The sequence below is a fragment of the Rhodococcus sp. NJ-530 genome, from assembly GCF_003860625.1.
Classification (GTDB): domain Bacteria; phylum Actinomycetota; class Actinomycetes; order Mycobacteriales; family Mycobacteriaceae; genus Rhodococcus_F; species Rhodococcus_F qingshengii.
In genome coordinates this window covers 248,739-272,238 of the sequence record NZ_CP034156.1, presented here as the reverse complement: position 1 = coordinate 272,238, position 23,500 = coordinate 248,739, and the positions used below count along the sequence as shown (strand labels likewise).

Here is a 23,500-nt window from a genome sequence, read left to right as displayed (position 1 = left end):
GGACTGTAAGAACAACGGTGTAACTCTGAAAGGAGATACGCCACTATGACTGACGTGATTGAACGTGAGACAGAGACGAACTCGGCTCAGCCGGGTATCAGCGATGCGCGGCTCAAAGAGCTGGTCGAGCAGGCGCGAGCCGAAGGGCTGCAGTTGACCGGAGATGGTGGATTGCTGTCGAAGCTGACCAAGCTAGTCGTGGAGTCCGCGCTCGAAGGCGAGATGGACGACCACCTCGGATACGGCAAGAGCGACCCGGCAGGGAGGGGCAGCGGCAACTCCCGCAACGGCAGACGAGCCAAGAACGTGTTGACCGAGGCCGGCCCGGTCGAACTCGAGGTGCCCCGTGACCGGGATTCCTCCTTCGAGCCGAAGATCGTGGCCAAGCGGCAGCGTCGGCTCTCAGGCGTGGAGGACATGGTGATCTCATTGTCGGCCAAGGGTTTGACGACCGGTGAGATCGCTGCACACCTGGCCGAGGTGTACGGAGCTGATGTGTCCAAGCAGACGATCTCGACGATCACCGAGCGGGTGATGGAAGGCATGGCCGAGTGGCAGAACCGGCCGTTGGATCCTGTGTACCCGGTGTTGTTCATCGACTGCATCCACGTCAAGATCCGCGAGGGCAACGTCGCCAACCGGCCGATCTACGTCGCGATGGGGGTGACTGTCGACGGCACCCGCGACATCCTCGGACTGTGGGTCGGTGAGCACGGCGACGGGGAGGGAGCGAAGTACTGGCTTCGGGTGTTGTCCGAGCTGAAAAACCGTGGTGTGCAAGATGTTCTGATCGTCGTGTGCGATGGTCTCAAGCATCTACCCGACTCGATCGAGCAAGTGTGGCCACAGACCATCGTGCAGACTTGTGTGGTCCATCTTCTCCGTAACACCTACGCCTATGCCTCCCGCAAGGACTGGTCCGAGATCGCCAAGGACCTCAAACCCGTCTACACGGCTCCGTCGGAGCAGGCCGCGCTCGACCGATTCGCAGAGTTCAGTGACAAATGGGAGAAACGCTATCCCGCGATCATCAGGCTCTGGACTAACGCCTGGGCTGAGTTCGTGCCGTTCCTACAATTCGACAACGCCATCCGGCAGGTCATTTACACGACCAACGCCATCGAGAGTGTCAACGCTCGAATCCGCAGGGCTGTCAAGGCCCGTGGACACTTTCCGACCGAGGCCGCGGCCTTGAAATGCGTGTATCTGGCCATCATGAGCCTCGATCCCAAAGGCACCGCCCGCAGGCGCTGGTCCAACCGATGGAAGGCAGCACTGAATGCCTTCGAGATAACGTTCGACGGACGGCTGTCTGCCGGACGAAAGTAGTTAGAAACCAATCAATTACACCGTTTTCTGGACAGACCCCAGACGAGCCAAGAACGTGTTGACCGAGGCCGGCCCGGTCGAACTCGAGGTGCCCCGTGACCGGGATTCCTCCTTCGAGCCGAAGATCGTGGCCAAGCGGCAGCGTCGGCTGTCGGGCGTGGAGGACATGGTGATCTCATTGTCGGCCAAGGGTTTGACGACCGGTGAGATCGCTGCACACCTGGCCGAGGTGTACGGAGCTGATGTGTCCAAGCAGACGATCTCGACGATCACCGAGCGGGTGATGGAAGGCATGGCCGAGTGGCAGAACCGGCCGTTGGATCCTGTGTACCCGGTGTTGTTCATCGACTGCATCCACGTCAAGATCCGCGAGGGCAACGTCGCTAACCGGCCGATCTACGTCGCGATGGGGGTGACTGTCGACGGCACCCGCGACATCCTCGGATTGTGGGTCGGTGAGCACGGCGACGGGGAGGGAGCGAAGTACTGGCTTCGGGTGTTGTCCGAGCTGAAAAACCGTGGTGTGCAAGATGTTCTGATCGTCGTGTGCGATGGTCTCAAGCATCTACCCGACTCGATCGAGCAAGTGTGGCCACAGACCATCGTGCAGACTTGTGTGGTCCATCTTCTCCGTAACACCTACGCCTATGCCTCCCGCAAGGACTGGTCCGAGATCGCCAAGGACCTCAAACCCGTCTACACGGCTCCGTCGGAGCAGGCCGCGCTCGACCGATTCGCAGAGTTCAGTGACAAATGGGAGAAACGCTATCCCGCGATCATCAGGCTCTGGACTAACGCCTGGGCTGAGTTCGTGCCGTTCCTACAATTCGACAACGCCATCCGGCAGGTCATTTACACGACCAACGCCATCGAGAGTGTCAACGCTCGAATCCGCAGGGCTGTCAAGGCCCGTGGACACTTTCCGACCGAGGCCGCGGCCTTGAAATGCGTGTATCTGGCCATCATGAGCCTCGATCCCAAAGGCACCGCCCGCAGGCGCTGGTCCAACCGATGGAAGGCAGCACTGAATGCCTTCGAGATAACGTTCGACGGACGGCTGTCTGCCGGACGAAAGTAGTTAGAAACCAATCAATTACACCGTTTTCTGGACAGACCCTGTGGTCCTTCCGAAAGATCTGTTGTGAGGGAGAATGATTCGCAGATTCTGTGATCGTGTCAGTAGGCATCAGAGTTAGATGGCGGTGCAATCGAAGCGCTTGTGCGCGAGATAGAAATCGAGGTGCATGCGGGCGGTGTCGTCCCAGCTGTGGGCGCGGGCCAGCGCCTGTCCGCTCTCCGTTCGGGCCGGATCGGCGCTCTGATCGAGTGCGGCTGCCATCTGTGGATGAGTAGACGCGAAAAGAACCGTGTCGCGGAAGACTTCACGGAGGACCGGGAGGTCGCGCGCTGCAACGGGTACGCCGGCGGCGAGCGCTTCCATCGCTGCGAGTCCGAATCCTTCCTTCGTAGAGAAGAACGCGAAGACGGACGCCTGAGCGACGAGTGACGGGAGCGCGTTGTCGGCGATGGTGCCGAGGATCGTCGGCCGTACCCCGAGTTGAGCGCAGCGAGCATCGAACTCGTCTCGATATGCGCGGTAGTCGAATAGTGTTTCACCGCCCGCAAACACCAGTCGTAGATCGGGACGGCGCGCGGCGAGCAGTGCGTAGGCCTCAACGAGGTCGATACTGCCCTTACGAGGCTCGATGCCGCCGACTGCGAGTACGTAGTCGCCGAGTTCGTCCGCCCACCGGCGTCGGGCGGCATCGTCGCCAGCGGCCGCTTCAAAACGTGCCGAGTCGACCCCGTTCGGAATCACCGTGGGTTCGAGGTTCCAACCGGCACGAACTTCCCTGGCCACCGCCTCCGACACACAGATTCGCGCATACGGTTGCACCACAGCTCGTTCGTGGCAGGCGGCGAGAGCAGGCGTGGTGAACTGGTCGAGATGATGAATGGTGCGGATGCACGGGCCGACGGCGTTGGCGCTGATGCAGTCCTGTGCGTGAACAATGTCGTAGTCGTCGTGTGTGAACGCTGTACCCAACACTTCGATGGAGCGGACTATTCGAGCCCCGACGTCCTCTCCGTCGATGGCCGCGAACGGCACGATGCGTATCGACACGGCCGGATCAACGTCCCGGAAGAACGTATTGTCCCCTCCTCGCCCGAGCGACCACACGGTGACGTCGGAGCCGCTCCTTGCCAGAGCTTCGGCCAACGCGAGAGTGTGGACGACCCCGCCACGCGGTTTGGTGGAGTAGGTCAGCAGGGCGATTCGCATACCAGGGTTATCCCGTTCCTCATTGGATGCTGTACGTGTCGACGCGGCGTTCTTCGAGGTGCCGCAGCACCTTTCGTGCACGATTTACCTCGTGATCGATGTCGATGTCGGCTACGGCAAGGCCGCCCTTCACACCGGTTCTCGCGAGTACGTCGCCGCCTGGCCCGACAACCTTTGCCTGTCCGAGAAAGCGCAGCCCGCCTTGGATGCCCGTTTGGTTCGACGCGATCAGCACTACTTGGTTTTCGGCGGCGCGAGCGGAGTCGTAGAGATCGAACAGGCGGGACTGGCGGTCATTGGCCAACCGGTCGGCGCGGTCGGTGATGCTGGCCGGCCACGCCGACAGTGCCGCAATGACTCGCGCGCCGTCGAGTGCCAGTGTGCGGGCGGCTTCGGGAAAGGTTTTGTCGTAGTCGATGAGCATCCCCATTCGGCCCACTGGGGTGTCGAACGCGGCGAAGGCGTCACCGGCCGCGTACGCCAATGACTCCCCGGCCGGCTGATGAACCTTGCGATGACTCCCGATGATCCCGTCGCCGGTGATGCACGCTGCGGTGTTGTACCGCAATCCGTCGGCCAGCTCGGTGTACCCGATGCACACGGTCAGGTCACCAGCCATCTGAGAGATCGCCTTCAGTTCTGGTCCGTCCGCTTCGAGAGCAGGCGGAAGCTCCTCGATGTCCGGGCTGCGAAGGTCCGCGATGTACCCGCCCAAGCAGGCATCCGGCAACACGAGTAGGTCGATTTTGTCGGCCGTTGCCTTGGCGATGAGCGTCTCGAGCTTCATCAGCGCCCGGTCGACGTCGCGGCCGAAGTGGCCGGCGAGAGCCGCAAGTCTGGTCGTCCCCATAGGCTCAGGCTAGCGACGACGCAATCGCCGGCTGCACCGACGACTCGAGCTCGATCCGGTCGGCCAGATACTCGGCGTCGCGGCCCACGGAGGCGAACCGCCCGGAACCCCACGTGTGCTGCCATGGAAGACCGAGAAAGAACAGTCCCGGCACTGCCGTGACACCACGGTTGTGGCATGGGTGGCCCTCGCCGTCGAAGACACCGGCGTGCAACCACCGGTAGTCGGTGCGGAACCCGATCGACCACACGACCGATCCGATTTCTGCGGAAAGCAGGTTTAGCGATGTCGTCTCCTGTTCGGGACGCCATACCGGGACATAGCGATCCTCGTGTGGCGCGGCGATTCCCTCGCGGGCAATGTAAGCGTCGATGGAATCTTTGATGCTCTCGGCGACCGCGTCCGCTGCATCGAGCGAAGCCTCCAACGTAGGTGCGAAATGCAAGGTTTCATCGACAACATCGAGCAGGCGTCCGTAGAGTTTCATGCCGCGAAGCGCAAAGTCGCGGAGATCGATATCGCGGCCACCGTCGCGGCCCGTGACGTAGTGGTTCGTGTTCTCCCGTTTGGCCGAGCCGCCGGGATGGTCGGCGATCGAAACGTCGTAAGTGCCCATCTCGTGCAGCCACGCCACGCAGTCCTTACCGCGGTAGAAACGGGCCACCCGGGGGGCTCCTCCGGTCACGAGGTGCACAGTGCGCCCGGACAGGAGGAGGTCTTCGGCGATCTGCGCCCCAGACTGCCCGTTGCCCACCACCAAGACGTCGCCGTCGGGCAGTGCCGCAGAGGAGCGGTATCGAGAGGAGTGGATCTGCTCGATCGACGCAGGCAGGCGTTCGGCGAACCGCGGGATGACCGGGACGTGGTAGCCGCCGGTAGCGACGACGACCTGTCCGGCGTGCAGCGCCCCGGCGGTGGTCTCGATGTCGAAGCCGCTGTCGGCGCTCTGAGTAACCGAGGTGACCGAGACGTGTTCACGGACCGGCGCAGGAAACGTATCCGCGTATCCGCGCACAAATGCGTAAGTCTGCTCGCGGGTCATAAATCCGTCCGGGTCCCCGCCTGCGTACCGGTAACCGGGAAGGTTGCATTGCCAATTCGGTGTCACCAAAGTGAAACTGTCCCAACGCCCCTCACGCCATTGGTGACCGATCGAATCGCGTTCGAGGACCACGTGGTCGATTCCGCGTTGAACGAGGCACCAGCTGATCGACAGTCCGGCCTGTCCACCGCCGATGACCACGACGTCGTGATGTTCAGTCATTGCGTACCTCCGGGAACAGTGGCGGGGCTCATGTCGAGCACCCGGATCAGGGATTCAGGTGAACGGCCGATTGCAGCTTCCTCGAGTTCGCTCAATGTCGCGGCAGCCGATGTGCAATAGAATCCGAATTTTGCTCTCACTCGCTCGCTGGCTTCGTTGAGTGCGCTGCGGCTGCGGTTGAGAAACTCTGCAACGCTGTACTCTTGGCCGACGGTGAGATAGTCGTGCATGACCAGGGACGGCGAGTAGCAGGACTGCTTACGTCCGTCCGCCCATTCGATGTCGAATGTCATCTCAGGCATGGGCAGGCGTTTTCCGGACGCTGGCGGAGCGCTGCTGTGGACTGAGCAGGGTTCCGGTGACGAGGTTCGGCTCGACGACATCGCCGTACACTTCGGGACGCCGGTCGCGAAGGTTGTACATTCCTCCGCTGCGTATTGCGGTCAGCTCCGCCTGCACGTCGATCTTCGCGGACGCCAGCCCCGGCTCGATCCCGGTGTCGGCGAGTACGTTACCGCCTGGACCGACGATCTTGGCGCTGCACACGAAGCGAAGTGATCCGAAGGTCCCGGCCTGGTTGGATGCCACCCACACGACCTGGTTTTCGGTAGCTCGGGCGCGGTCGTAGATGTCGAAGCGCTGCTTCCACCGATCCATCGCCATACTCTCGGCCGGTGCCGTGCGTGCGGTCGGCCATGCGGACAACGACGTGATGATCTCGGCGCCGTCGAGGGCGAGGGTCCGTGCAGCCTCGGGAAAGGCTTTGTCGTAGCAGATCTGCATGCCCATGCGGCCTACCGGAGTGTCGAATGCGGCGAAGGTGTCTCCGGCTGCGTAGCAGAGGTTTTCTCCCAGGGGCTGATGCACTTTGCGGTAGGAGCCGAGAATGCCGTCTCCGTGCAGTGTCACTGCTGCGTTGTATCGGTCCGGCCCGTCGGCCTCGCAGAACCCCAGGGTGATGACGAGGTCGCCGGCCATGTCGATGACGCGGCGCAGTTCCGGGCCGTCCAGGTCCAAGGCCGGGGGGAGTCGCCGAAGTCGGCGTTCGCGTTCCTCCGCTGACTCGTCGCCCCCGCCCAGGCTCGGTAGATATCCTCCGAGGCAGGCTTCCGGGAGAACCAGGAGCGAGCTACCCGCTGTTCGGGCCTGACCGATCAAGTGTCCGATGGTGTTGTATGACTGTTCCATGTTGCGGCCGAATTCGGCTGCTGCGACGGAGATTCCGATCTCGCTCATGCTGTTCCCAATCCTGTGACGGTCGAATGCACCGCACGTGTGATCACACCGTCGGGCCAGCGTAAGCCGACCCCCGGTTCTGTAGTCAATTCGCCGCACACTGCCGATGCGGCAGGTCCGGTCGGTGTCAGGTGAGTGTGTCCCGGTCGGTCCGCGGTAATCATCGAGAATCCGGGGAAGCACGTCATCCAGTCGCCCATCGTGGCGCTGGGTGGTTTCGGGATCGCTGCGACGTCGAGTATCGCTCCGGCATTGCTGGCCTCGGCAAGCATGCCGGCGGTTCCAGCGAGACCGGCCATACTGACGTCCTTCGCCGCGGCAGGCCGCGCCCGTCGCACGTAAGAACCCAATCGTGCCAGCTCGTCGGAGGTCCTATGTGAGCTCGAATCCCATTGTTGGGAAACGTAACCGGGACGCCATGACCCGGCTAGGTCTGTCGTGAGACGCAATTCGTCGCCAGCTTTCCCCCCGCCCGCCGGCACAGGGTCGCTGGTTCGGCCCAGCGCGGTGACCGACAGTGCCGCCGGGACACCTACCTGGGTGTGTCCGCCGAGTACCGGCACTCCCCATTGGTTGGCGGCTCGGCTCAGGCCGCGGATGACGCGAGTGAGGATAGAACTGTTGGGCGCACCTACTGCGTCGAGAAGACCGATCGGCTCTGCACCCATCGCGGAGAGGTCGTTGAGGTTGACCAGGACAGCGCACCATCCGGCCCATTCCGGGTCGCGTTGAACCATGGACGGCACAATTGCATCGCACGCGGCGATCACATCGGTGGTCGGCACGGGTGCACCGTCGTCGCCGCGAAATCCAATGCCCCCGAGCGAGTTCGGGTCGGCATCGAATGGTGCCAACGCATCGGACAGTACCGCCTTCGTCGACTGAACCAGCCGTTGTACGCGGTCGATCGGCCAGCGCATGAGGACGTGGGGTGTTTCGGCAACAACGGTGTCGCAGATCCGTTCCCAGCCTAGCCTCGTGAACATCACGTCATGTCTGGCCTGAACCGTGGCATCGAAGCGCAACACCCCGTGGGTTTCCGCGTACGCACATGCGGCCCGAACCAGCGCTTTCCCGATACCGAGGCTGTTGCGGGCGCTGACGTCGACGACGAGGCGGCTACCTGTCCACCAACCCAGATCCACACCGTCGGTCACCGGGGCGAGACGCACCCCACCGATCACTGCGCCGTCCGAGCTGGTGGCGACAAGGACAACGGCGCGGGGGTCGTCATCCACATCGTCGCGGTCGCTGACGTTGAACAGCCCCTGTTCGATGACGAACGTCTCGCGCCGGAGACGATGGTAAGCGGTCAGCGCCGTGGCACTGTCGGCTGGCCGGATCAGGAACGGGACTTCCGTGTGGGTCGTTTGCGGTCCGGTGAGTACCGCGAAGTCTGCCGGTCCATCGGCGCGCAATCCGTATCGCAGGCTCAATTCGCTCATTGTCAGCCTCCTGCGGTCTGCAACACACTGCAGGCACCGCACGCGGCACAACCAGCCTTCTGGTCGGCGCCCCGCATCCCGGCGGCCTGGAGTTCTTTGGCCACGCGAGCCGTGATGTCTTCGAGAACCGAAGCGGCCGGTGCTTGGGCGCCGTCCGTATCCACCGCCAGCGTTCCCGCGAGTGGACGGAACGGAACGACAAACGGATACACGCCCATCTCGATCAGTTCCGCAGCGCCCGATACCAGTTCGTCAGGATCCTCGCCCAGGCCGACCAAGAGGTAGGTGGAAACCTGGTTGCGGCCGAAGACGCGTACCGCTTCACGCCACGCCTGTCGGTACTCGTCGAGCGAGACCGTCGATTTGCCGGGCATCCAGCGCTTTCGGATGTTGTCGTCGAGGGATTCCACGTGGATGCCGATCGAGCCGGCACCCGCCTCGTGAAGGTCCGTGATGGTGGCCGGATCACCTGGCGGTTCGCATTGGACCTGAATGGACAAGTTGGGCACGACAGCCTTCACTGCGGCGACGCAGCGAGCCAGATGCCGGGCGCCACGGTCCTTCGCCGCTGACGTCCCGGTCGTCATGATCATCTGAGTGACGCCATCAAGCCGAACGGCCGCCGCGGCAACCTCGGCCAGCTGTTCCGGCCGCTTCACCGCGATGGTGGCTCCCGTCTCGAGTGACGCCTCGATCGAGCAGAAGCGGCACCGCTGATCGGCATCGTAGCGAATGCAGGTCTGAACGACAGTGGTGGCCAATACATTTGCTCCGTGCAGCCGAGCGATTTTTTCGTAAGAGACACCGTCTTCAGTCGCCAAATCGTAAAATCGGGGCCGCTTCACGGGTTCGACATCGATTCCCATGTCAGTCCCGTCCAGCAGCAGTCGGTTTCCGCTCACTTCGTACGGACTGTCCGACCTGATGGGAATGGCGCCGCCGAATCCGCCGATGAGTACGTGTCCGTCGTCGCTGGGCCCCGCCCCTGACCGCCGCGACACCGGGACGTCGAGACTGCGAATTCCTCGGACCGCAAGCTCTGCTCGCGTTGACAGGGTACTCATGTGGTTACACCTCAGACCATGTAGGTGGAATTGATAATGGCGCCCTTACGGGCGTAGTGGATGATCGCGTCCTGCACATCGAGCGGATGCGCAGGAATAGTGCCCTCGATGAGGTCTTCCTCGCGGTGTCCGTGCAGGGCGAGTCCGAAGCGGCAGACAAAGACCTTGCCGCCCTCGGCTATGAAAGTGGTCAGCGCATCGTTGATGTTCTGCTCGCCGGGGAATCCGTTGTCGCCGGTAGTGGGAAAACCCCGGGTAGCAACAGCATTCATCGCCCCGGTGCCATAGAAGTAGATGGCGGACTCGAACCCCTTACGAAGTGCACGGGTTGCCTGCAACACGGCGACGAAACTCACTGACGACTCATGCGCAATGCCGTGAATCAGGGTGAAGTAGCTCTCCCCGTCCTCCGCCTTGTAATCTGGGAAGATCTTGGTCGATCCGTAGATGTTGCTGCCTTTCGGAAGGGCTGGGTGCGGAATCTCGGCGAGAGACTTCTCGATGTTCGCTGCGATCAACTGGTCAATTTCGGACACGGTTGTAACTCCTGGCGTCGTTGGGTTCATATCGGCAAAGCGGGGGAGTTACCCTGCCGTTGTGCTGAAACCAGTACACGCACAGCATATTTCGCGATGGATACTATGGGAATAATCCCACGTTACGTAATTCTCACGGTTGCGTTTAGCGCGTCACTTGTCCGTAACACGACGGCAGGCGACTTCGTTAAAACTGCGGTGATTAACGTACCTCGGTGGCCTTATTACGAGTTCACAGCGACCTGGCACACGACGCGGTCGTCTCTCACGCCCGAGTCTCTGAGTGTGCCATCGTGATCGTGGAGGGAATGTTATTTTTCTGCGGTCCTCTGCTCGATCAGTTCGACCTGCATATTTGGGTGGAAGGGAGTTTTGAGGAGTCTTCGCGGCGGGCGGGCAGGCTCTGGCCCGGTGCGGTGCGGTCGTGCGGATCGTGATAGAGGTGATGGCTTCGATCATGGCTCCGGTGATGATGGCAACTCTTGCTGTGGTCGTCGCATATCAGATAGAATCCGTTGGTGCACAATTGAGTTCACTGGTCTCGGTGATTCCGATCTTCGTCGCGGTCCAGACGATCAAGGTGTTTGTCGGGCAAGGCGTCGGGGAGGTGGCACGTCTGGATCCGGCGGCGACGAGGGCGCTGATGTTTTCCGGTGCCACCCGCAATTCCCTCGTTGTGTTACCGCTCGCACTGGCGCTTCCACTGGCGCTTCCACCGGCGTTGTCACTGGCTGCGGTGGTCGTGGTGGCCCAGACTCTCGTCGAACTCGTCGGCATGGTGATCTACGTCTATGTGATCCCCAGGCTTGTCCCGATGGGCGAACACGCAGCTCGCGAATCAATCCACCGACTGGCGTGCCTTTGACTCCTGGCCCCGTTTAAGTTGGCGATATCCCTGTGCGTGCATTTTTGCGCAGCCGATAACCGCTGGTCTGTCCAGCATTTCCACGATCTGATTTCGGTCGGGCCTGGGACGGCAGGGTGGTCAGGGGTCAGATCGCGGCGGGCGGACTGGCGCTGATGATGTTGGCCCACAGTCGAAGCCAGGAACCCGACCACGGCCAGTGTGTCGGTAGCCGCAGTGTCGGGATGCGTTGCGGGCGTGTAAGCCGGGCCGGAACGTTGACGATCTTTCGGCGCAGTGTGGACCCGCGGGCCTTCGCGTGGTGTCCGTCCGCGAGGATCCCGGTCGCGCGGAGCAGGTTATGGGCGACCGCAGCGCACAGAACCCACGCCGAGTTCGCTCCGAACGACCCGGACGGCATGTGCGCCAGGGGTCGTCCGTCGATCAGGTCGGAGAACACTGTTTCCACGACTGCATGTGCGCGATGGGTGACATCGGCTGTGGCCGTCGGCAGTGTGGTATTGGTGAGGAACGGGTGATACCGCCACACCGGGAACAGTGCATTCTGGAATCGAGCGTCTTTGATCCGGCAGACGATCAACCGGGCGGTGACGGGGTGCGCGGTGGAAGCGAAAGCGGTGTAAGTAGTTTCGGCGACTTCGGCATCGGAGATCCAACTTCCGGTGTCGGGACCGCGGACCGCTCCCGGGTATTTCACCGGGGTCCACTCGTCGTCGGCGATGGAGTCGATTGCCCGCTGGACGAGTGGGTTCTTGATCAGCACGAACGAGAACTCGGCGCTCGCTTTCGCGCAAGCCCGCACTACCGCACTGTTGCCGTAGGCGGAGTCACCGCGGACCATGATCGTGCCAGTGGCGCCGGCCATGCGTGCTGTGACGATGGCTTGGGTGACCATCCGGGCTGCACCTTTGCCGGATCCGGCTTTGCCTGCTCGCAGCCGCATCCCTGCGACGACGGGGCTGATTTGGCGGTACTGATGATCGTCGCGAGTGGGGAGAGCCCTTTGCGGAGGATCTGTTTTCCGGCGATTTGGTATGCCCGTAGACCGGGCGTAGAAGTGAGTCGATGTCGATGAACGCACGGTCAGCGTTTCCTGGGAGGATGTCGGCGCGGTCTGCGAGTGCGACGAGGTGCTCGCGTAATACCGATTTGAGTTGGCGATTGTGTCCGAAGGTGAACTCGCGCAGTAGTGTTCCCACCGTCGAGGGTGCGTAGAGGTTGCCGAAAAGGTGTTTCATACCGCCGGATCGGAGTAGGTCGATGTCGTCGATACTGTCGGCGCCGGCGCACATCGCTGCGATCAGCGTCTTCAGTTTCGGTGCGGGATTTGCCGCTCCGGAGGCGATCTTCGGTGTGGTGATCGCAACCTTGTCGGCGAGTAGATCCATAAGCTGTGTCTGTCGAGCGAGGGCCATGATCGGGACCAAGCCTGCGCATGACACGAGATTGTCGTCGTCGAACGCTGCTGAATCACCGCGGAACGTGTGAGAAGATCGCACTGGAAGTGTCCTTGTCGAGCTGTCTGATTTGTTGTGTAAGAACTCAAATCTTTCCAGCTCAGGGGGCACTTTCTTCAGTTCGACACTCCACTGCTTGGGAAATTCATCGGTGGATTGAGGTTTAGGTGGCCCGACCAGGACTAAAGGAGTCGGTCGGGCCGGGTGCATTCCACGGGTTGGAGGCAGGAATGCAGGGAGGAACTTTACTTTGGCGTTCCGCGGGCGTAGGCAGCGGCCCCGACATGAACTCATCTGTCTTCTGAGGAACGGGAAAGTGTTGTGGGTGTGGCGGCCCGCCGAGGCGCAAGTGCGAGTGTTGCTTCAGCGGGCCGTGTGCATCACCATGGGCCTTGAACCCGGAAGCTGGACACGGGGTTTGTGATTACGCGGCTTGCTGCAGGCTATCGGATGTGTGGGCGTTTTCGTAGTCGGTGGGACTGAGATAGTTGCAGTACGAGTGCCGACGTCGGGTGTTGTAGCGGGTGATCCATCGGAACACCGCGAGCCTTGCCGCTCGGGGTGATTCCCAGCGGGTTGCGCCTTGCAATGTTTCCCGTTTGAGTGTCGCGTTGAACGACTCGGTCAGGGCGTTATCTGCGCTCGTGCCGACTGCTCCCATCGACTGCGCAACACCGATTTGTCTGCAGAGAGTCACGAAATCCATTGAGGTGTACTGACTTCCGTGATCGGCGTGGAACACTGCTCCGGCAAGACCGCCGCGGGTCAGTGCTGCAGCATCGAGCGCGTTCTCCACGAGTTCGGTACGCATGTGCTCGGCGATCGACCATCCGACCAGGCGACGGGAGAAACAGTCGATCACCGTCGCCAGATACAAGAACTGACCGTCCCCGCACGGCAAGTGCGTGATGTCACCGACGTATCGGATGTTCGGCGCGCTTGCAGTGAAATCACGGCGGAGCAGGTCCGCCGACGGAGTGTCGGCCGGTTCTGCGATGGTGGTGCGGTGCCTACGGCGCAGCCTCACACCTTCGATGTTGTTCTCGCGCATGATCCTTGCGATCCGTTTGTGATTGACCCGCCCGTCGGCGGGTTGTCCGTCGTTGATCTCGGCGTGATCCTGGGCCGCCCGTACGTGTTGTCCACTTTGTGGACGGCGCGGATCTTGTCGGCGAGTTCAACGTCGGCGGCGGCGCGGACGGCGCGTTTCTCTGCGGCGTTGATCCACGCGTAGTACGACGAGCGAGCGATATCGATGACCTGGCATAACCGCTTCACCGGGTAGGTGTCGGAGTGGTCTGCAACGAAGTGGAAGCGGTTCACCAATTCGTCTCTCCGGCGAAATATTTGGCCGCCGACCGCAGGATATCTCGCTCGGTCTCGAGCTTGGTTTTCTCCGCTCGCAGGTGCGCGACCTCGGCGCGGAGCCTGGCGGCTTCTTGTTGCGATGTCTCGCCGGGGTCGGGACGCTGCGCACTGCTGATGCCGGGTCTGCGGATCGGGATACCGGCATTCTTCAGCCATGCAGTCAGCGAACCGTGCGCGATACCCAGATCGGAGGCGATACCGACCACGGTCGCGCCGGCGGTAGCTCGGTACAACTCGACCGCGTCGCGGCGGAACTCTTCGGTGTAATTTTTCTTTGCCATCGGGATAGATCTTCTCGCTTTCCCCGGTCTGAGACCAGGATCAAGCGTGTCCAACACACGGGGTCAATGCCCATTCTCTCGGCACAACAGCTCAGATGTCACCTGTTCGGGGACTGTAAGAACAACGGTGTAACTCTGAAAGGAGATACGCCACTATGACTGACGTGATTGAACGTGAGACAGAGACGAACTCGGCTCAGCCGGGTATCAGCGATGCGCGGCTCAAAGAGCTGGTCGAGCAGGCGCGAGCCGAAGGGCTGCAGTTGACCGGAGATGGTGGATTGCTGTCGAAGCTGACCAAGCTAGTCGTGGAGTCCGCGCTCGAAGGCGAGATGGACGACCACCTCGGATACGGCAAGAGCGACCCGGCAGGGAGGGGCAGCGGCAACTCCCGCAACGGCAGACGAGCCAAGAACGTGTTGACCGAGGCCGGCCCGGTCGAACTCGAGGTGCCCCGTGACCGGGATTCCTCCTTCGAGCCGAAGATCGTGGCCAAGCGGCAGCGTCGGCTCTCAGGCGTGGAGGACATGGTGATCTCATTGTCGGCCAAGGGTTTGACGACCGGTGAGATCGCTGCACACCTGGCCGAGGTGTACGGAGCTGATGTGTCCAAGCAGACGATCTCGACGATCACCGAGCGGGTGATGGAAGGCATGGCCGAGTGGCAGAACCGGCCGTTGGATCCTGTGTACCCGGTGTTGTTCATCGACTGCATCCACGTCAAGATCCGCGAGGGCAACGTCGCTAACCGGCCGATCTACGTCGCGATGGGGGTGACTGTCGACGGCACCCGCGACATCCTCGGACTGTGGGTCGGTGAGCACGGCGACGGGGAGGGAGCGAAGTACTGGCTTCGGGTGTTGTCCGAGCTGAAAAACCGTGGTGTGCAAGATGTTCTGATCGTCGTGTGCGATGGTCTCAAGCATCTACCCGACTCGATCGAGCAAGTGTGGCCACAGACCATCGTGCAGACTTGTGTGGTCCATCTTCTCCGTAACACCTACGCCTATGCCTCCCGCAAGGACTGGTCCGAGATCGCCAAGGACCTCAAACCCGTCTACACGGCTCCGTCGGAGCAGGCCGCGCTCGACCGATTCGCAGAGTTCAGTGACAAATGGGAGAAACGCTATCCCGCGATCATCAGGCTCTGGACTAACGCCTGGGCTGAGTTCGTGCCGTTCCTACAATTCGACAACGCCATCCGGCAGGTCATTTACACGACCAACGCCATCGAGAGTGTCAACGCTCGAATCCGCAGGGCTGTCAAGGCCCGTGGACACTTTCCGACCGAGGCCGCGGCCTTGAAATGCGTGTATCTGGCCATCATGAGCCTCGATCCCAAAGGCACCGCCCGCAGGCGCTGGTCCAACCGATGGAAGGCAGCACTGAATGCCTTCGAGATAACGTTCGACGGACGGCTGTCTGTCGGACGAAAGTAGTTAGAAACCAATCAATTACACCGTTTTCTGGACAGACCCTATAGAGAGGCGCCGACCAAGCGCGTTCGCTCGGATTGTTTCCTCCCCAGATTCCGTCGGACTCGTGGTTCTCGAGGGCGAAGTTCAGGCACTGCAGCCTGACGGGGCAGCGGGAGCAGGTGCGTTTTGCCGCGCGTTCGCGGCGCAGATAGTTACGCGGTGTCTCAGATGGAGGGGCGAAGAAGAGGTAGTCACCCAGGGTGCGACAGTGGGCTCGCACTCGCCAGTTCGATTCCTCGTCGTTCAATTCGCGGCCATATCGTAATTTATGGGCATCGGACGACGACGCACCGGCGTTTGACGGCCGTGCGGTGCGGTTCTACCGGGAGCAGCGGGCTTCGTCTGAGGCCGGGGTGCATTCGTGCACTGCCATTGTCGTGCTGCGTGTTATGGCGCTCGTGTCACGATCGGATCGTCCAGTCGAAGAGCGGGGCAGTAAGAGTGCGGTCGCCGTTCAGAACCCGGTTGAATACCTCGATTGCCTGGGTGTGAGGGGCGAAAGTGTCGTCTTCCGTGTCCGGTACGGTGACAATTCTGCGTTTCACTAGGTCGAGGAAAGTCGTAATATCCTCTGCTGCTTGATTTTCGCGAGCATTGACAAACGCGCCTTTGAGGGTCAGCCCTTTCAGAAATACTTGTCCGTAGGGGATTGTCAGGTCAACATTCATACCGGTGGACAGGACCACGGTGCCGAGCGGTGCGGCTGCGTTGATTGCGGTGGCGAGGCCGTCGAGCGAACCCGAGAGGTCGATCGTATGTTGCGTACCCCCTGTCGAGGAGATCAGTTCTTCGAACTCGGGGCCGTTGGGATCCAATGCCACTGTGGCCCCTGCCACGAGGGCTCGTTGTCGACGGTTTTCGTTAGGTTCCAGGGCCACGACCGGGTGGGCACCATACCCCACCGCAATCTGAGTTGCCAGCGTACCGATTGGACCCTGGCCGACGATGGTGATCGAAGTGCCCAGACGAACTCCCGACAGCCAGAGCGTGTGGGCTGCGCTTCGACCCAGGTTGAAATACACAGCCTGTCGGGACGTGACGCCGTCCGGTATAGGAAAGACGAGGTCCTGATCGACCAACGCATGGCTGGCATGGGCACCGTAGAGCGGGGATCCCACGACTCGATCTCCGGGCTTCCACTGAGTGACATCGCATCCAACCGATCGGACAGTGCCAGCGAGGCTGTATCCGGGGGTAAAGGGGAACGTTGTTCCCAGCACGAGGTGTGACTGGTCACTCTCCAGCCATTCCCGCTCTGTACCTGGGCTGACCAGTGAGTATGCGACATCAATGAGTACCTGGGTTGGGTCCGGCTCCGGCAGATCGACAAGTTGGTAGGCGATCCGCCCAGCTGCGGTCCAAACAATCGCGTTCGTCTTCATCGAGTACTCCCTTGTCGAGACGGTTCGGTGTGTTATTGGTGAGGCGAAACGCGATTGTTCGAACCGACCGGTGCGAGTCCGGTCGGGCGTCGGACGACCCCGCGGTCTTTCCAACCGGCGAGCAGTTTGGTTTGGTTGTCGAGGGCTGGCGTTCCGTAGACGAAGTACGTCTCTGCCGGCAGGGTGGCGCCGCCGATAGCGAGGCCGGTGTCGAAATCGGACAAATCCCACGTTACGGTTTCATGGTCGGGTTCGAACTGCAGAATGCCGGAGTTCCCAAACAGTTCGATGCGGTTACCTCCAGGTTCGAACACATACAGGAAGGCACCCTGAGTGATGCCGTGGACATCGGGTCCTGCTTCGATCTGAATGCCGTATTCGCGGCACAGCTCGGCTGCATCGTTGTTGTGCTGGGGCACTCCGTACCAGAACGCGAGATGGTGGAGTCGACCCTTGGCGCCGGTCTGGTCTCGCATGACAGCCATTTCGTGGCCGAGTGCGTTGACACTCATCCACGCGCCGATTTCGGTGCCGCCGCTGGCGGCGTCGACGACCCGCTCTCGGGTACTGAATCCCAAGGTCTGCTCGAAGAGTTCCTTTTGTGTCGTGACATCGGAGGCCATGAGGTTGACGTGGTCGAGGCGCCGAGGAGGCAATCCTTGGAGCGGCCGCTTCGAGCGGCGGGTCAGGATACGGCTGCGTAGATCGTCTGGCGCACTGTACTTTTCGACGTCCCACACCAGCTCCATGGAGTGGCCGTCCGGGCTTTGAAATGCAAAGGTGCGGCCCACACCCAGGTCGCCCTTGGTCCACCCCTGACCGAGCCCGGCTTTGTCGAGCGCTGATGCGCGACGTTCGAGGGCTTCGGCGGACGTGGTTCGCCAGCCGACGGTGCCCAGGCCCGGTTCGTCGCGCTCGGTCAGTTTGAGGCTGTGGTGGTACGGGTCTTCGTAGCAGCGTAGATAGACCGACCCTTGGTGGCGGGCTGTCTCGCGCATGCCGAGGAGCTGGGTGAAGAACCACAGACTGCCTTCGAGGTCAGGGGTGTACAGCTCGGCGTGGGCCATGTGGGCCAGCTCGAAGCGGGGAGTGGTTATGGTCATTGCAAGGTGCCTCTCGCGTCATTTTTTGAGCCGCAACATTTGCGGCGCTTCGGCGGAATGGATTGGCTGCGTTGCCGCAAGCTCGTTATCGGTGTGACGGTGTCAGCGGAAGAGCCCGATGAATTCCGTCCCTTCGGGTAGCCCGTTGCGTGCAATCTCGCGTGACACAAGGTCTGCGCTGTCGAAGCCGAGCTCATCGAGCACGGCAGAGGTGTCCGAGCCGGGCGGGCCGGCGGGCCGGGTCGGTTGGACGGGTGTTCTGCTCAAACGCGCCGAGGGACCTGCCATCGCGATTCGGCCTTCACCAGGGTGGTCACGTTCGATTGCCAGACCCCGCTGCCGAACGATCGGATCATCCATCAAGTCCGCCTGGTAGATGAGTACGTGCGCACCGATACCCGCGCCGACGAGCCGGTCCACCCAGTACTTGGCGGGCGCCGTCTTGAACGCTGCGGTGAGCTCGTGCTCGTTCTTTCCTGCCAGGTCTGGCAATGCGTCCAATCCTGCTGGCGCACAGAGATAGAACCAGTCATCGGCGCTGGGGTAGAGCCGATCCCACGGGCCCCATCCTTTCGCCTTCGAGCCCGCAGGCTCGTCCCACACGCGCCCTGCGAACGCCACCATGTAGGGGACCTGCAGGAATGTGGCACTGTGCGTCAGCGATGACTGGACATGCTGTCCTTGTCCGCCGCGTATTCGGTGGTAGAGGGCCAGTAGCGCGCCGAACGCGGCCAGATTGCCTGAGCCGTAGTCGTTCAGCGGGTAGGGAGACATGACAGGTTCACCGTCGCCGCCCGCCCGCACCTGTATCCCGGTGGGGCCTTGCCCGAGTTGCTCGCGTCCGCGCCAACCGCCGCGGTACCCCTCGTGACCGAACGCGCTGATCGAAACGTAGACGACGCCGGCGTTGTAGTCGCGTACCGCTTTTTCTCCGATGCCCATTCGGTCGGCGACGCCGCGCGTGAAATTCTGGACGACGATGTCGGCGTCGATGCTCAGGGCGCGGAAGACTTCCATACCCTCAGCTGTTTTGAGGTCGACCATGATCGATCGTTTCCCGCTGTTGGTGTACAGGTGCATCGCCAGTTGCCGGTCATGGAGGCTGTTGACCTTGACGACTTCGGCGCCGTACTCGGCGAGGATGCGGCCGACGGTGGGGCCGGCCAATACCTGCGCCATATCCAAGACCCGGAAGCCCGCGAGCGCCTGCGAACGACCGACTGTGGAGTCAACCGGAGCCTGCTCGGGCAGGGAAGTGGACAGTTCGGCGAGTATCTCGTCCCGGTGGTGGTCCAGCGGACTGCGCGCGGCTGTCACCTGCCAGTGCGTCTTGGACATTCGGATCGGGAAGCCAGCCTGGGAGGTGAGACCGAGTTCGTGGTCGTGAAGGTCGATGACTGCGCCCGAGTCCCTGGCGTGGCTGTCTGTTGTCAACCATTCCTCAACCGTCTGGCAGAGCACTGCTGACGCTCCACTCTCCTCGTTGACAGCGATCTCCCAGTCGCGCGCCGGCCGTGTGGCGAACAACCGGGCATAACGCTCTCGTGCGCGCACCTGCAAATCGGGATCGGTCAGCATGCGCTCGGCATCGCCCATACCGTCGTCGATGTATTCCTGGGGCAGGAATGCGTCGGCGAACCAGCGCAAGTGCTTGTCTTGGAACAGGCAGAGTTCGAGCCACTTGCCGTCTGCACAGCGGTAGTGCCCCAACTGCGGAGACTCAAGGGTGACTTTCGGGGCCGATGACACCGGCCTCGGCTTGTCGGTTTTCATTACCCCGGCACCGATGAGCTCGAACGACGCATCGAACAGCGGCACTTCGATGCTCTGACCGAGGCCGGTGCGTTCGCGTGCGATAAGTGCTGCCGCTATCGAGTGTGCTGCCACGAACGCGCCGTAGGAGGAGGCGAGTGGTAACGCGCTGAAGGTGGGTTCTCTGGTTCGATCGCCGCGATAGTTCATCGGCGCCGATCCGGGGAACAAGTACAAACCGGCTGCCGATTCGACGACGCCTTCCCAGCCGGGAACGTCGGCGCGGGGATCGTCGGCGCCAAAGCCTGGAATGGAGCAGTAAAGCAGACGTGGGTGCACCTCGGTCATCGCTTTCGGCCCGAGCCCGAGTCTGTCCATGACACCGGGTCGAAAATTTTCGATGACGATATCGGCGCGCGCGATCAGCTCCCGCGCAACGTCATGGTCCGCAGGGGATTTAAGGTCGAGCACGATACTGCGTTTGCCTCGTTGAAGCATGGCGTTCGCTGGGTGTGACCATCGCGGTCCGCCGGGTGGATCGACCCGAACGACGTCGGCGCCGGCATCGGCGAGCCAAGACGCGACCAGTGGTGCGGCGAGCCATTGGCCGAAGTCCACTACCCGCAGTCCGTCCAGTGGCCGTGTCATGGCCGATCTCCCCCGCCGGATGTGTCTCGGTCGGCGTCACCGTGCGGTCTCGACCGAGATAGGTGCTCAGGAAAGTCCGTGTCCGTTCGGTTGCGTCGGCAGCAGCGTCCTGGTTCAGTGAGCTGGGCGCGCCCGGCCCGAAAACCATGTCGGTATCGAAGGCGTGTCCGGCGGCGGGATAGCGAACGAGCTCGGTTGCAACCGGAGCTTTCCCGATCGTGACTTCGAGGTCGTCGATCTCTCCGGGTGCGAGCAAAAAGTCCTGTTCGCCGTAGAGGCCCAGCCACGGGGCCTGTAGGTCCGGTGCACGATCGGCCAGCGGGGGAATTCCTTCGTTCCCCTGGTAGCCGTCGTACTGAATACCATTGCCGTAAAATGTAATTGCACAGCTCACCGGGTGTTCTGTCGCTGCAAGGAACGCGGCGCGGCCACCGTAGGAGAAGCCGACGACCGCGCTCCGTTCGACCGGAATGTCTTCGTTGTTTAGAAGATGTAGTGCGGCGGTGAAGTCGGCGCGTATCTCGTCGTCTCCGGGAAGGTATGCAGCGAAGGCTGCGAGGTCACCACCGAAGCGCGTGAAGGGATCGACTGCTTCTTCTCCGCGATGGTGCAGGAGCAACGGTGCGATCGCGAGATGCCCGTCAGCGGCCAACTGCCGGAGCCACAGGGCTGTTTGCGACGCGTAACCGGGGCCCTGATGCAGGACGATCACACCGGTTTCCGCAGGGCCGCCGGGTCGCGCCACACGCATGGGCACCTCGTCGATGACCAGATCTTCGATAGGGATGTCCTGCCCGATCACAGCGAGCTCACCACCGGGAAGTCGATGCCGTCGAGCTGCTGTTTGCGCCACGCCTGATGTTCCTGTTCGCGCTCGCGGAACTCTGGGATGACCTCTTTTGCCCAGATTTCGAGCGACTCCATCAAATGTTCATGCTTGGTCCATCCGAACTGCTGGTTCAGTAGCAGGCCGTCGGCGTGTGTCGCTTCGATCTGGCGGGTGAATTCTCTGGCCTTCTCCGGTCCACACATCATTGTGCCGGGTAGATCGGCGAAGTGGTATCCGATGTCGATGAGGAACTGGGCCAGTCCGGACTCGAGACGGATGTCGGCGCGGCCGGCTTTGAAGTCCTGGAACGAATCCCACAGGTGATGGTTGGGGTCACCGATGCGCGCCATGGCGCCGCCGGTCAGCCCGAAACCGTAGTATTCAAGGCCTTCTCGGGCACGCTCCTCGGCAAGCTCGTCGGTCCGGGCAAGCAGGCCCATCGTAAAGGTGAATACGGCAGGGTTGATTCCTTTACCCATCGGAGTCACCGCGCCTGAGCGCAGGGTGTCCCAGTAGGCCTGCACTTCGGCGGCGACGGCTTCGGGACCGGCAAGGGTGAGCATCAACTGGCCCAACCCTCGTGCTGCGACCTCTGGTGCCATGTTCGGCACCGCCGTGGAGGTCCACAGCGGCGGGTGGGGTGTTTGATAGGTCTTCGGGACGACGTTCCCCGGCGGAAATTGGAAGAATTCGTTGTCCACGCCAGGCCACACTCCGGGTGTGCCGAGAATGTCGATCGACACCTGCGCGGACGCGTCGGAGCGTTCACGCTTTCGAGGGAGATCGTTTTTGACCCATGGCGCGATCTCCTGGGTGGTTCCTGGGCCGAAGCCGAATTCGGCGCGGCCACCGGAGATTTGATCGAGGGTGGCGATTCGTTCTGCGGTGCGGATCGGGTCGTTGTGCGAGGCGTGCACGATCCCGGTTCCGATTCGAATATTGGTGGTGGAGTGCGACAACGCGCCAAGGATGACCTCGGTTGCCGAGTTGTGGGCGTACTCCGGCATGAAGTGGTGCTCGCCGAGGAACGCGTACTCGAACCCGAGGCTGTCGGCAAACCGAATCTGCTCGATCATGTCGGTCAGGACTTTGCGTTCCTGGCCTGGTTCCCAATCATCTTTGCCCGGGGCCTTGGGCACCATCGGGTTGTAGAAAACACCGAACTTCACTGAAACCTCCTGAAAGTGTGAGGACCGCCACTGGCGGCGCATAACAAGGAGGGTGCCACAGAATTTGACCGCGAGTCAAGAAAAGATCTGACTGGCGGTCAAAAGGATCGTTTGGTTTCAGGCGTTTCGCAAAGATGTTGCGAGAGTGGTGAATATGGACTCGGCTTGATCGACGAGGATGGAGATGACCGATGCGGGGTCGGCTGACGGCGCGGTCCGGTGCACTCGCAAGGTGAAATCCACGCAGTGGTATGCCCAGCTGTGGAGCGCGGGGTCGAGCAACTCACCCCCGTCGGGGCTGCCGAATGCGTGATGCACACGTTCGGCGGTGAAGTCCATCATCGTGGTGCCAACTCGATCTCGCTCGTTCTGCCATCCGAGTGCCACTATGGTTTCCATTGCGCGCGGATGGGCGGCCATGAAGTCGAGGAAGATCCCCACCTCGCGTCGCAACCACGCCGTAGTGTTGTCGGCAGCAACGGTGAGGTCGTTGGTTTCGAAGGACTCACGCAGACCGTCGAGAAGGTCACGGACGACGTGGTGGAACAGCTCCTCTTTGTCCTTGAAGTAGTAGAAGACCAGGCTTCTGGCCATCTCGGCTCTTTCCGCGATCATGACCACTGTGATCTCCGGGTAGGGCAGTTCCTCCATCAGTGCCAGTCCCGCCGTGATCAGCCGACGCCGTTTGCCGTCTGCTTTCGAACTCGTTTCCGCCTTCGTCATGGACCTAGCCTATTGACTCGGCGACTACCAGTGCTGCAGCCCTTCGGTGCGTTTCGCTGACAGAGACGGTGTGCTAGCACTTCAGCGTCGATGCCGATGACACTCAGTCTCATGACGAGAGAGAAGATCCCGGCGGCCATTGTGGGGCCGGGCAACATCGGAACCGACTTGCTGGAGAAACTGCTGCGCAGTGACGTCGTCGACGTGCGCTATGTAGTCGGAGTGATGGAATCGGACGGCCTGGTGCGGGCCAGGGCCCGAGGTATCGTGGCCAGCGCCGAAGGCGTGGATTGGCTCCTGAGACAGGACCCTCTGCCCGAGATCGTGTTCGAAGCGACATCGGCGAAAGCGCATGCAGCCAATGCGCCCCGCTACGCCGACGCGAGCTGCGGCGAACTAGGACTGGTCGGCGGGCAGGAAGACATGATCATCGACGT

Annotated in this window: 17 protein-coding genes and 5 pseudogenes; 5 read left to right on the top strand and 17 right to left on the bottom strand. The window is 61.8% G+C overall.

Translation table 11 applies throughout. From position 1 onward, the window contains the following. Positions 1-45: 45 nt before the first annotated feature. Positions 46-1,329: an IS256 family transposase gene (locus tag EHW12_RS32980; RefSeq protein ID WP_075832375.1), complete on the top strand. Its 1,284-nt coding sequence runs from the start codon at positions 46-48 to the stop codon at positions 1,327-1,329. Between the two features lie 43 nt (positions 1,330-1,372). Next, positions 1,373-2,407 (top strand): annotated as a pseudogene (locus tag EHW12_RS32975) (IS256 family transposase); the annotation flags it as partial. Positions 2,408-2,521: 114 nt separating this feature from the next. Here EHW12_RS32975 and EHW12_RS32970 read toward each other — a convergent pair. Genes EHW12_RS32970 through EHW12_RS32935 form a run of 8 tightly spaced genes read right to left on the bottom strand, consistent with a single transcriptional unit; the run spans position 2,522 to position 10,008 of the window. Next, on the bottom strand, positions 2,522-3,613 hold the full coding sequence (locus tag EHW12_RS32970; RefSeq protein ID WP_054828301.1) for an MSMEG_0565 family glycosyltransferase: 1,092 nt from the start codon (positions 3,611-3,613) through the stop codon (positions 2,522-2,524). Positions 3,614-3,632: 19 nt separating this feature from the next. Beyond that, positions 3,633-4,463, bottom strand: a complete 831-nt coding sequence (locus tag EHW12_RS32965) for a carbon-nitrogen hydrolase family protein (RefSeq protein WP_125053367.1) — start codon at positions 4,461-4,463, stop codon at positions 3,633-3,635. A 4-nt stretch (positions 4,464-4,467) separates the two neighbouring features. Next, the gene (locus EHW12_RS32960) at positions 4,468-5,727 is read right to left on the bottom strand and encodes an MSMEG_0569 family flavin-dependent oxidoreductase (RefSeq protein ID WP_125053365.1); all 1,260 of its coding nucleotides are present in this window, start codon (positions 5,725-5,727) and stop codon (positions 4,468-4,470) included. After that, positions 5,724-6,029, bottom strand: coding sequence for an MSMEG_0570 family nitrogen starvation response protein (locus EHW12_RS32955; protein WP_054828303.1), 306 nt, complete (start codon positions 6,027-6,029; stop codon positions 5,724-5,726). The genes EHW12_RS32960 and EHW12_RS32955 overlap by 4 nt, the downstream gene beginning before the upstream one ends. Continuing rightward, positions 6,022-6,963, bottom strand: coding sequence for a carbon-nitrogen hydrolase family protein (locus tag EHW12_RS32950; RefSeq protein WP_125053363.1), 942 nt, complete (start codon positions 6,961-6,963; stop codon positions 6,022-6,024). Before EHW12_RS32950 ends, EHW12_RS32955 begins: the two co-directional genes overlap by 8 nt. Then, positions 6,960-8,408 carry an MSMEG_0567/sll0787 family protein gene (locus tag EHW12_RS32945; protein WP_125053361.1) on the bottom strand — a complete coding sequence of 483 codons (1,449 nt, stop codon included), beginning with the start codon at positions 8,406-8,408 and terminating at the stop codon, positions 6,960-6,962. Before EHW12_RS32945 ends, EHW12_RS32950 begins: the two co-directional genes overlap by 4 nt. Before the next feature lie 2 nt (positions 8,409-8,410). After that, on the bottom strand, positions 8,411-9,472 hold the full coding sequence (locus EHW12_RS32940; protein WP_125053359.1) for an MSMEG_0568 family radical SAM protein: 1,062 nt from the start codon (positions 9,470-9,472) through the stop codon (positions 8,411-8,413). A gap of 11 nt (positions 9,473-9,483) precedes the next feature. Further along, a complete protein-coding gene (locus EHW12_RS32935; protein WP_206434868.1) occupies positions 9,484-10,008 on the bottom strand; it encodes an MSMEG_0572/Sll0783 family nitrogen starvation response protein in 525 nt (174 codons plus the stop codon). Between the two features lie 424 nt (positions 10,009-10,432). On the opposite strand from EHW12_RS32935, the gene EHW12_RS32930 reads away from it, so the two are divergent. Continuing rightward, the gene (locus EHW12_RS32930; RefSeq protein ID WP_125053355.1) at positions 10,433-10,873 is read left to right on the top strand and encodes a hypothetical protein; all 441 of its coding nucleotides are present in this window, start codon (positions 10,433-10,435) and stop codon (positions 10,871-10,873) included. A gap of 127 nt (positions 10,874-11,000) precedes the next feature. On the opposite strand, the pseudogene EHW12_RS32925 reads toward EHW12_RS32930, so the two are convergent. Both EHW12_RS32925 and EHW12_RS32920 read right to left on the bottom strand, forming a co-directional pair. Next, a pseudogene (locus tag EHW12_RS32925) lies at positions 11,001-12,372 on the bottom strand (IS1380 family transposase). Between the two features lie 382 nt (positions 12,373-12,754). Continuing rightward, positions 12,755-13,979 (bottom strand): annotated as a pseudogene (locus tag EHW12_RS32920) (IS3 family transposase). Positions 13,980-14,134: 155 nt separating this feature from the next. Between EHW12_RS32920 and EHW12_RS32915 the strand changes: the two are divergent. Continuing rightward, entirely contained in the window at positions 14,135-15,418 is a 1,284-nt protein-coding gene (locus tag EHW12_RS32915; protein ID WP_125053353.1) for an IS256 family transposase, read from the top strand. Here the strand turns inward: EHW12_RS32915 and EHW12_RS32910 are convergent. The 7 genes and pseudogenes from EHW12_RS32910 to EHW12_RS32880 form a co-directional block, all read right to left on the bottom strand. Then, complete coding sequence (locus tag EHW12_RS32910; RefSeq protein WP_241199264.1) at positions 15,303-15,677, bottom strand: WhiB family transcriptional regulator; 375 nt, start codon at positions 15,675-15,677, stop codon at positions 15,303-15,305. The two genes, EHW12_RS32915 and EHW12_RS32910, sit on opposite strands and share 116 nt — an antisense overlap. Positions 15,678-15,858: 181 nt before the next feature. Further along, on the bottom strand, positions 15,859-16,839 hold the full coding sequence (locus EHW12_RS32905; RefSeq protein WP_125053349.1) for a zinc-binding dehydrogenase: 981 nt from the start codon (positions 16,837-16,839) through the stop codon (positions 15,859-15,861). A gap of 32 nt (positions 16,840-16,871) precedes the next feature. Continuing rightward, positions 16,872-17,942: a VOC family protein gene (locus EHW12_RS32900; RefSeq protein ID WP_125053347.1), complete on the bottom strand. Its 1,071-nt coding sequence runs from the start codon at positions 17,940-17,942 to the stop codon at positions 16,872-16,874. Between the two features lie 102 nt (positions 17,943-18,044). Then, positions 18,045-20,342 (bottom strand): CoA transferase, encoded by a 2,298-nt coding sequence (locus EHW12_RS32895; RefSeq protein WP_125053345.1) that lies wholly within the window; start codon positions 20,340-20,342, stop codon positions 18,045-18,047. A 70-nt stretch (positions 20,343-20,412) separates the two neighbouring features. After that, positions 20,413-21,093: pseudogene (locus EHW12_RS35670) on the bottom strand (dienelactone hydrolase family protein); the annotation flags it as partial. Between the two features lie 47 nt (positions 21,094-21,140). Then, positions 21,141-22,340 (bottom strand): LLM class flavin-dependent oxidoreductase, encoded by a 1,200-nt coding sequence (locus tag EHW12_RS32885; protein WP_164490675.1) that lies wholly within the window; start codon positions 22,338-22,340, stop codon positions 21,141-21,143. A 117-nt stretch (positions 22,341-22,457) separates the two neighbouring features. Then, a complete protein-coding gene (locus EHW12_RS32880) occupies positions 22,458-23,063 on the bottom strand; it encodes a TetR/AcrR family transcriptional regulator (protein WP_125053339.1) in 606 nt (201 codons plus the stop codon). A gap of 111 nt (positions 23,064-23,174) precedes the next feature. Between EHW12_RS32880 and EHW12_RS32875 the strand changes: the two are divergent. Continuing rightward, positions 23,175-23,447: pseudogene (locus tag EHW12_RS32875) on the top strand (acetaldehyde dehydrogenase (acetylating)); the annotation flags it as partial. Between the last annotated feature and the right edge of the window lie 53 nt (positions 23,448-23,500).

Coding starts and splice junctions, on each gene's coding strand:
- EHW12_RS32970 (WP_054828301.1), bottom strand. CDS start 3,613: ATGCGAATCGCCCTGCTGACCTACTCCACCAAACCGCGTGGCGGGGTC.
- EHW12_RS32880 (WP_125053339.1), bottom strand. CDS start 23,063: ATGACGAAGGCGGAAACGAGTTCGAAAGCAGACGGCAAACGGCGTCGG.
- EHW12_RS32905 (WP_125053349.1), bottom strand. CDS start 16,839: ATGAAGACGAACGCGATTGTTTGGACCGCAGCTGGGCGGATCGCCTAC.
- EHW12_RS32955 (WP_054828303.1), bottom strand. CDS start 6,029: ATGCCTGAGATGACATTCGACATCGAATGGGCGGACGGACGTAAGCAG.
- EHW12_RS32965 (WP_125053367.1), bottom strand. CDS start 4,463: ATGGGGACGACCAGACTTGCGGCTCTCGCCGGCCACTTCGGCCGCGAC.
- EHW12_RS32960 (WP_125053365.1), bottom strand. CDS start 5,727: ATGACTGAACATCACGACGTCGTGGTCATCGGCGGTGGACAGGCCGGA.
- EHW12_RS32900 (WP_125053347.1), bottom strand. CDS start 17,942: ATGACCATAACCACTCCCCGCTTCGAGCTGGCCCACATGGCCCACGCC.
- EHW12_RS32940 (WP_125053359.1), bottom strand. CDS start 9,472: ATGAGTACCCTGTCAACGCGAGCAGAGCTTGCGGTCCGAGGAATTCGC.
- EHW12_RS32980 (WP_075832375.1), top strand. CDS start 46: ATGACTGACGTGATTGAACGTGAGACAGAGACGAACTCGGCTCAGCCG.
- EHW12_RS32945 (WP_125053361.1), bottom strand. CDS start 8,408: ATGAGCGAATTGAGCCTGCGATACGGATTGCGCGCCGATGGACCGGCA.
- EHW12_RS32895 (WP_125053345.1), bottom strand. CDS start 20,342: ATGACACGGCCACTGGACGGACTGCGGGTAGTGGACTTCGGCCAATGG.
- EHW12_RS32950 (WP_125053363.1), bottom strand. CDS start 6,963: ATGAGCGAGATCGGAATCTCCGTCGCAGCAGCCGAATTCGGCCGCAAC.
- EHW12_RS32915 (WP_125053353.1), top strand. CDS start 14,135: ATGACTGACGTGATTGAACGTGAGACAGAGACGAACTCGGCTCAGCCG.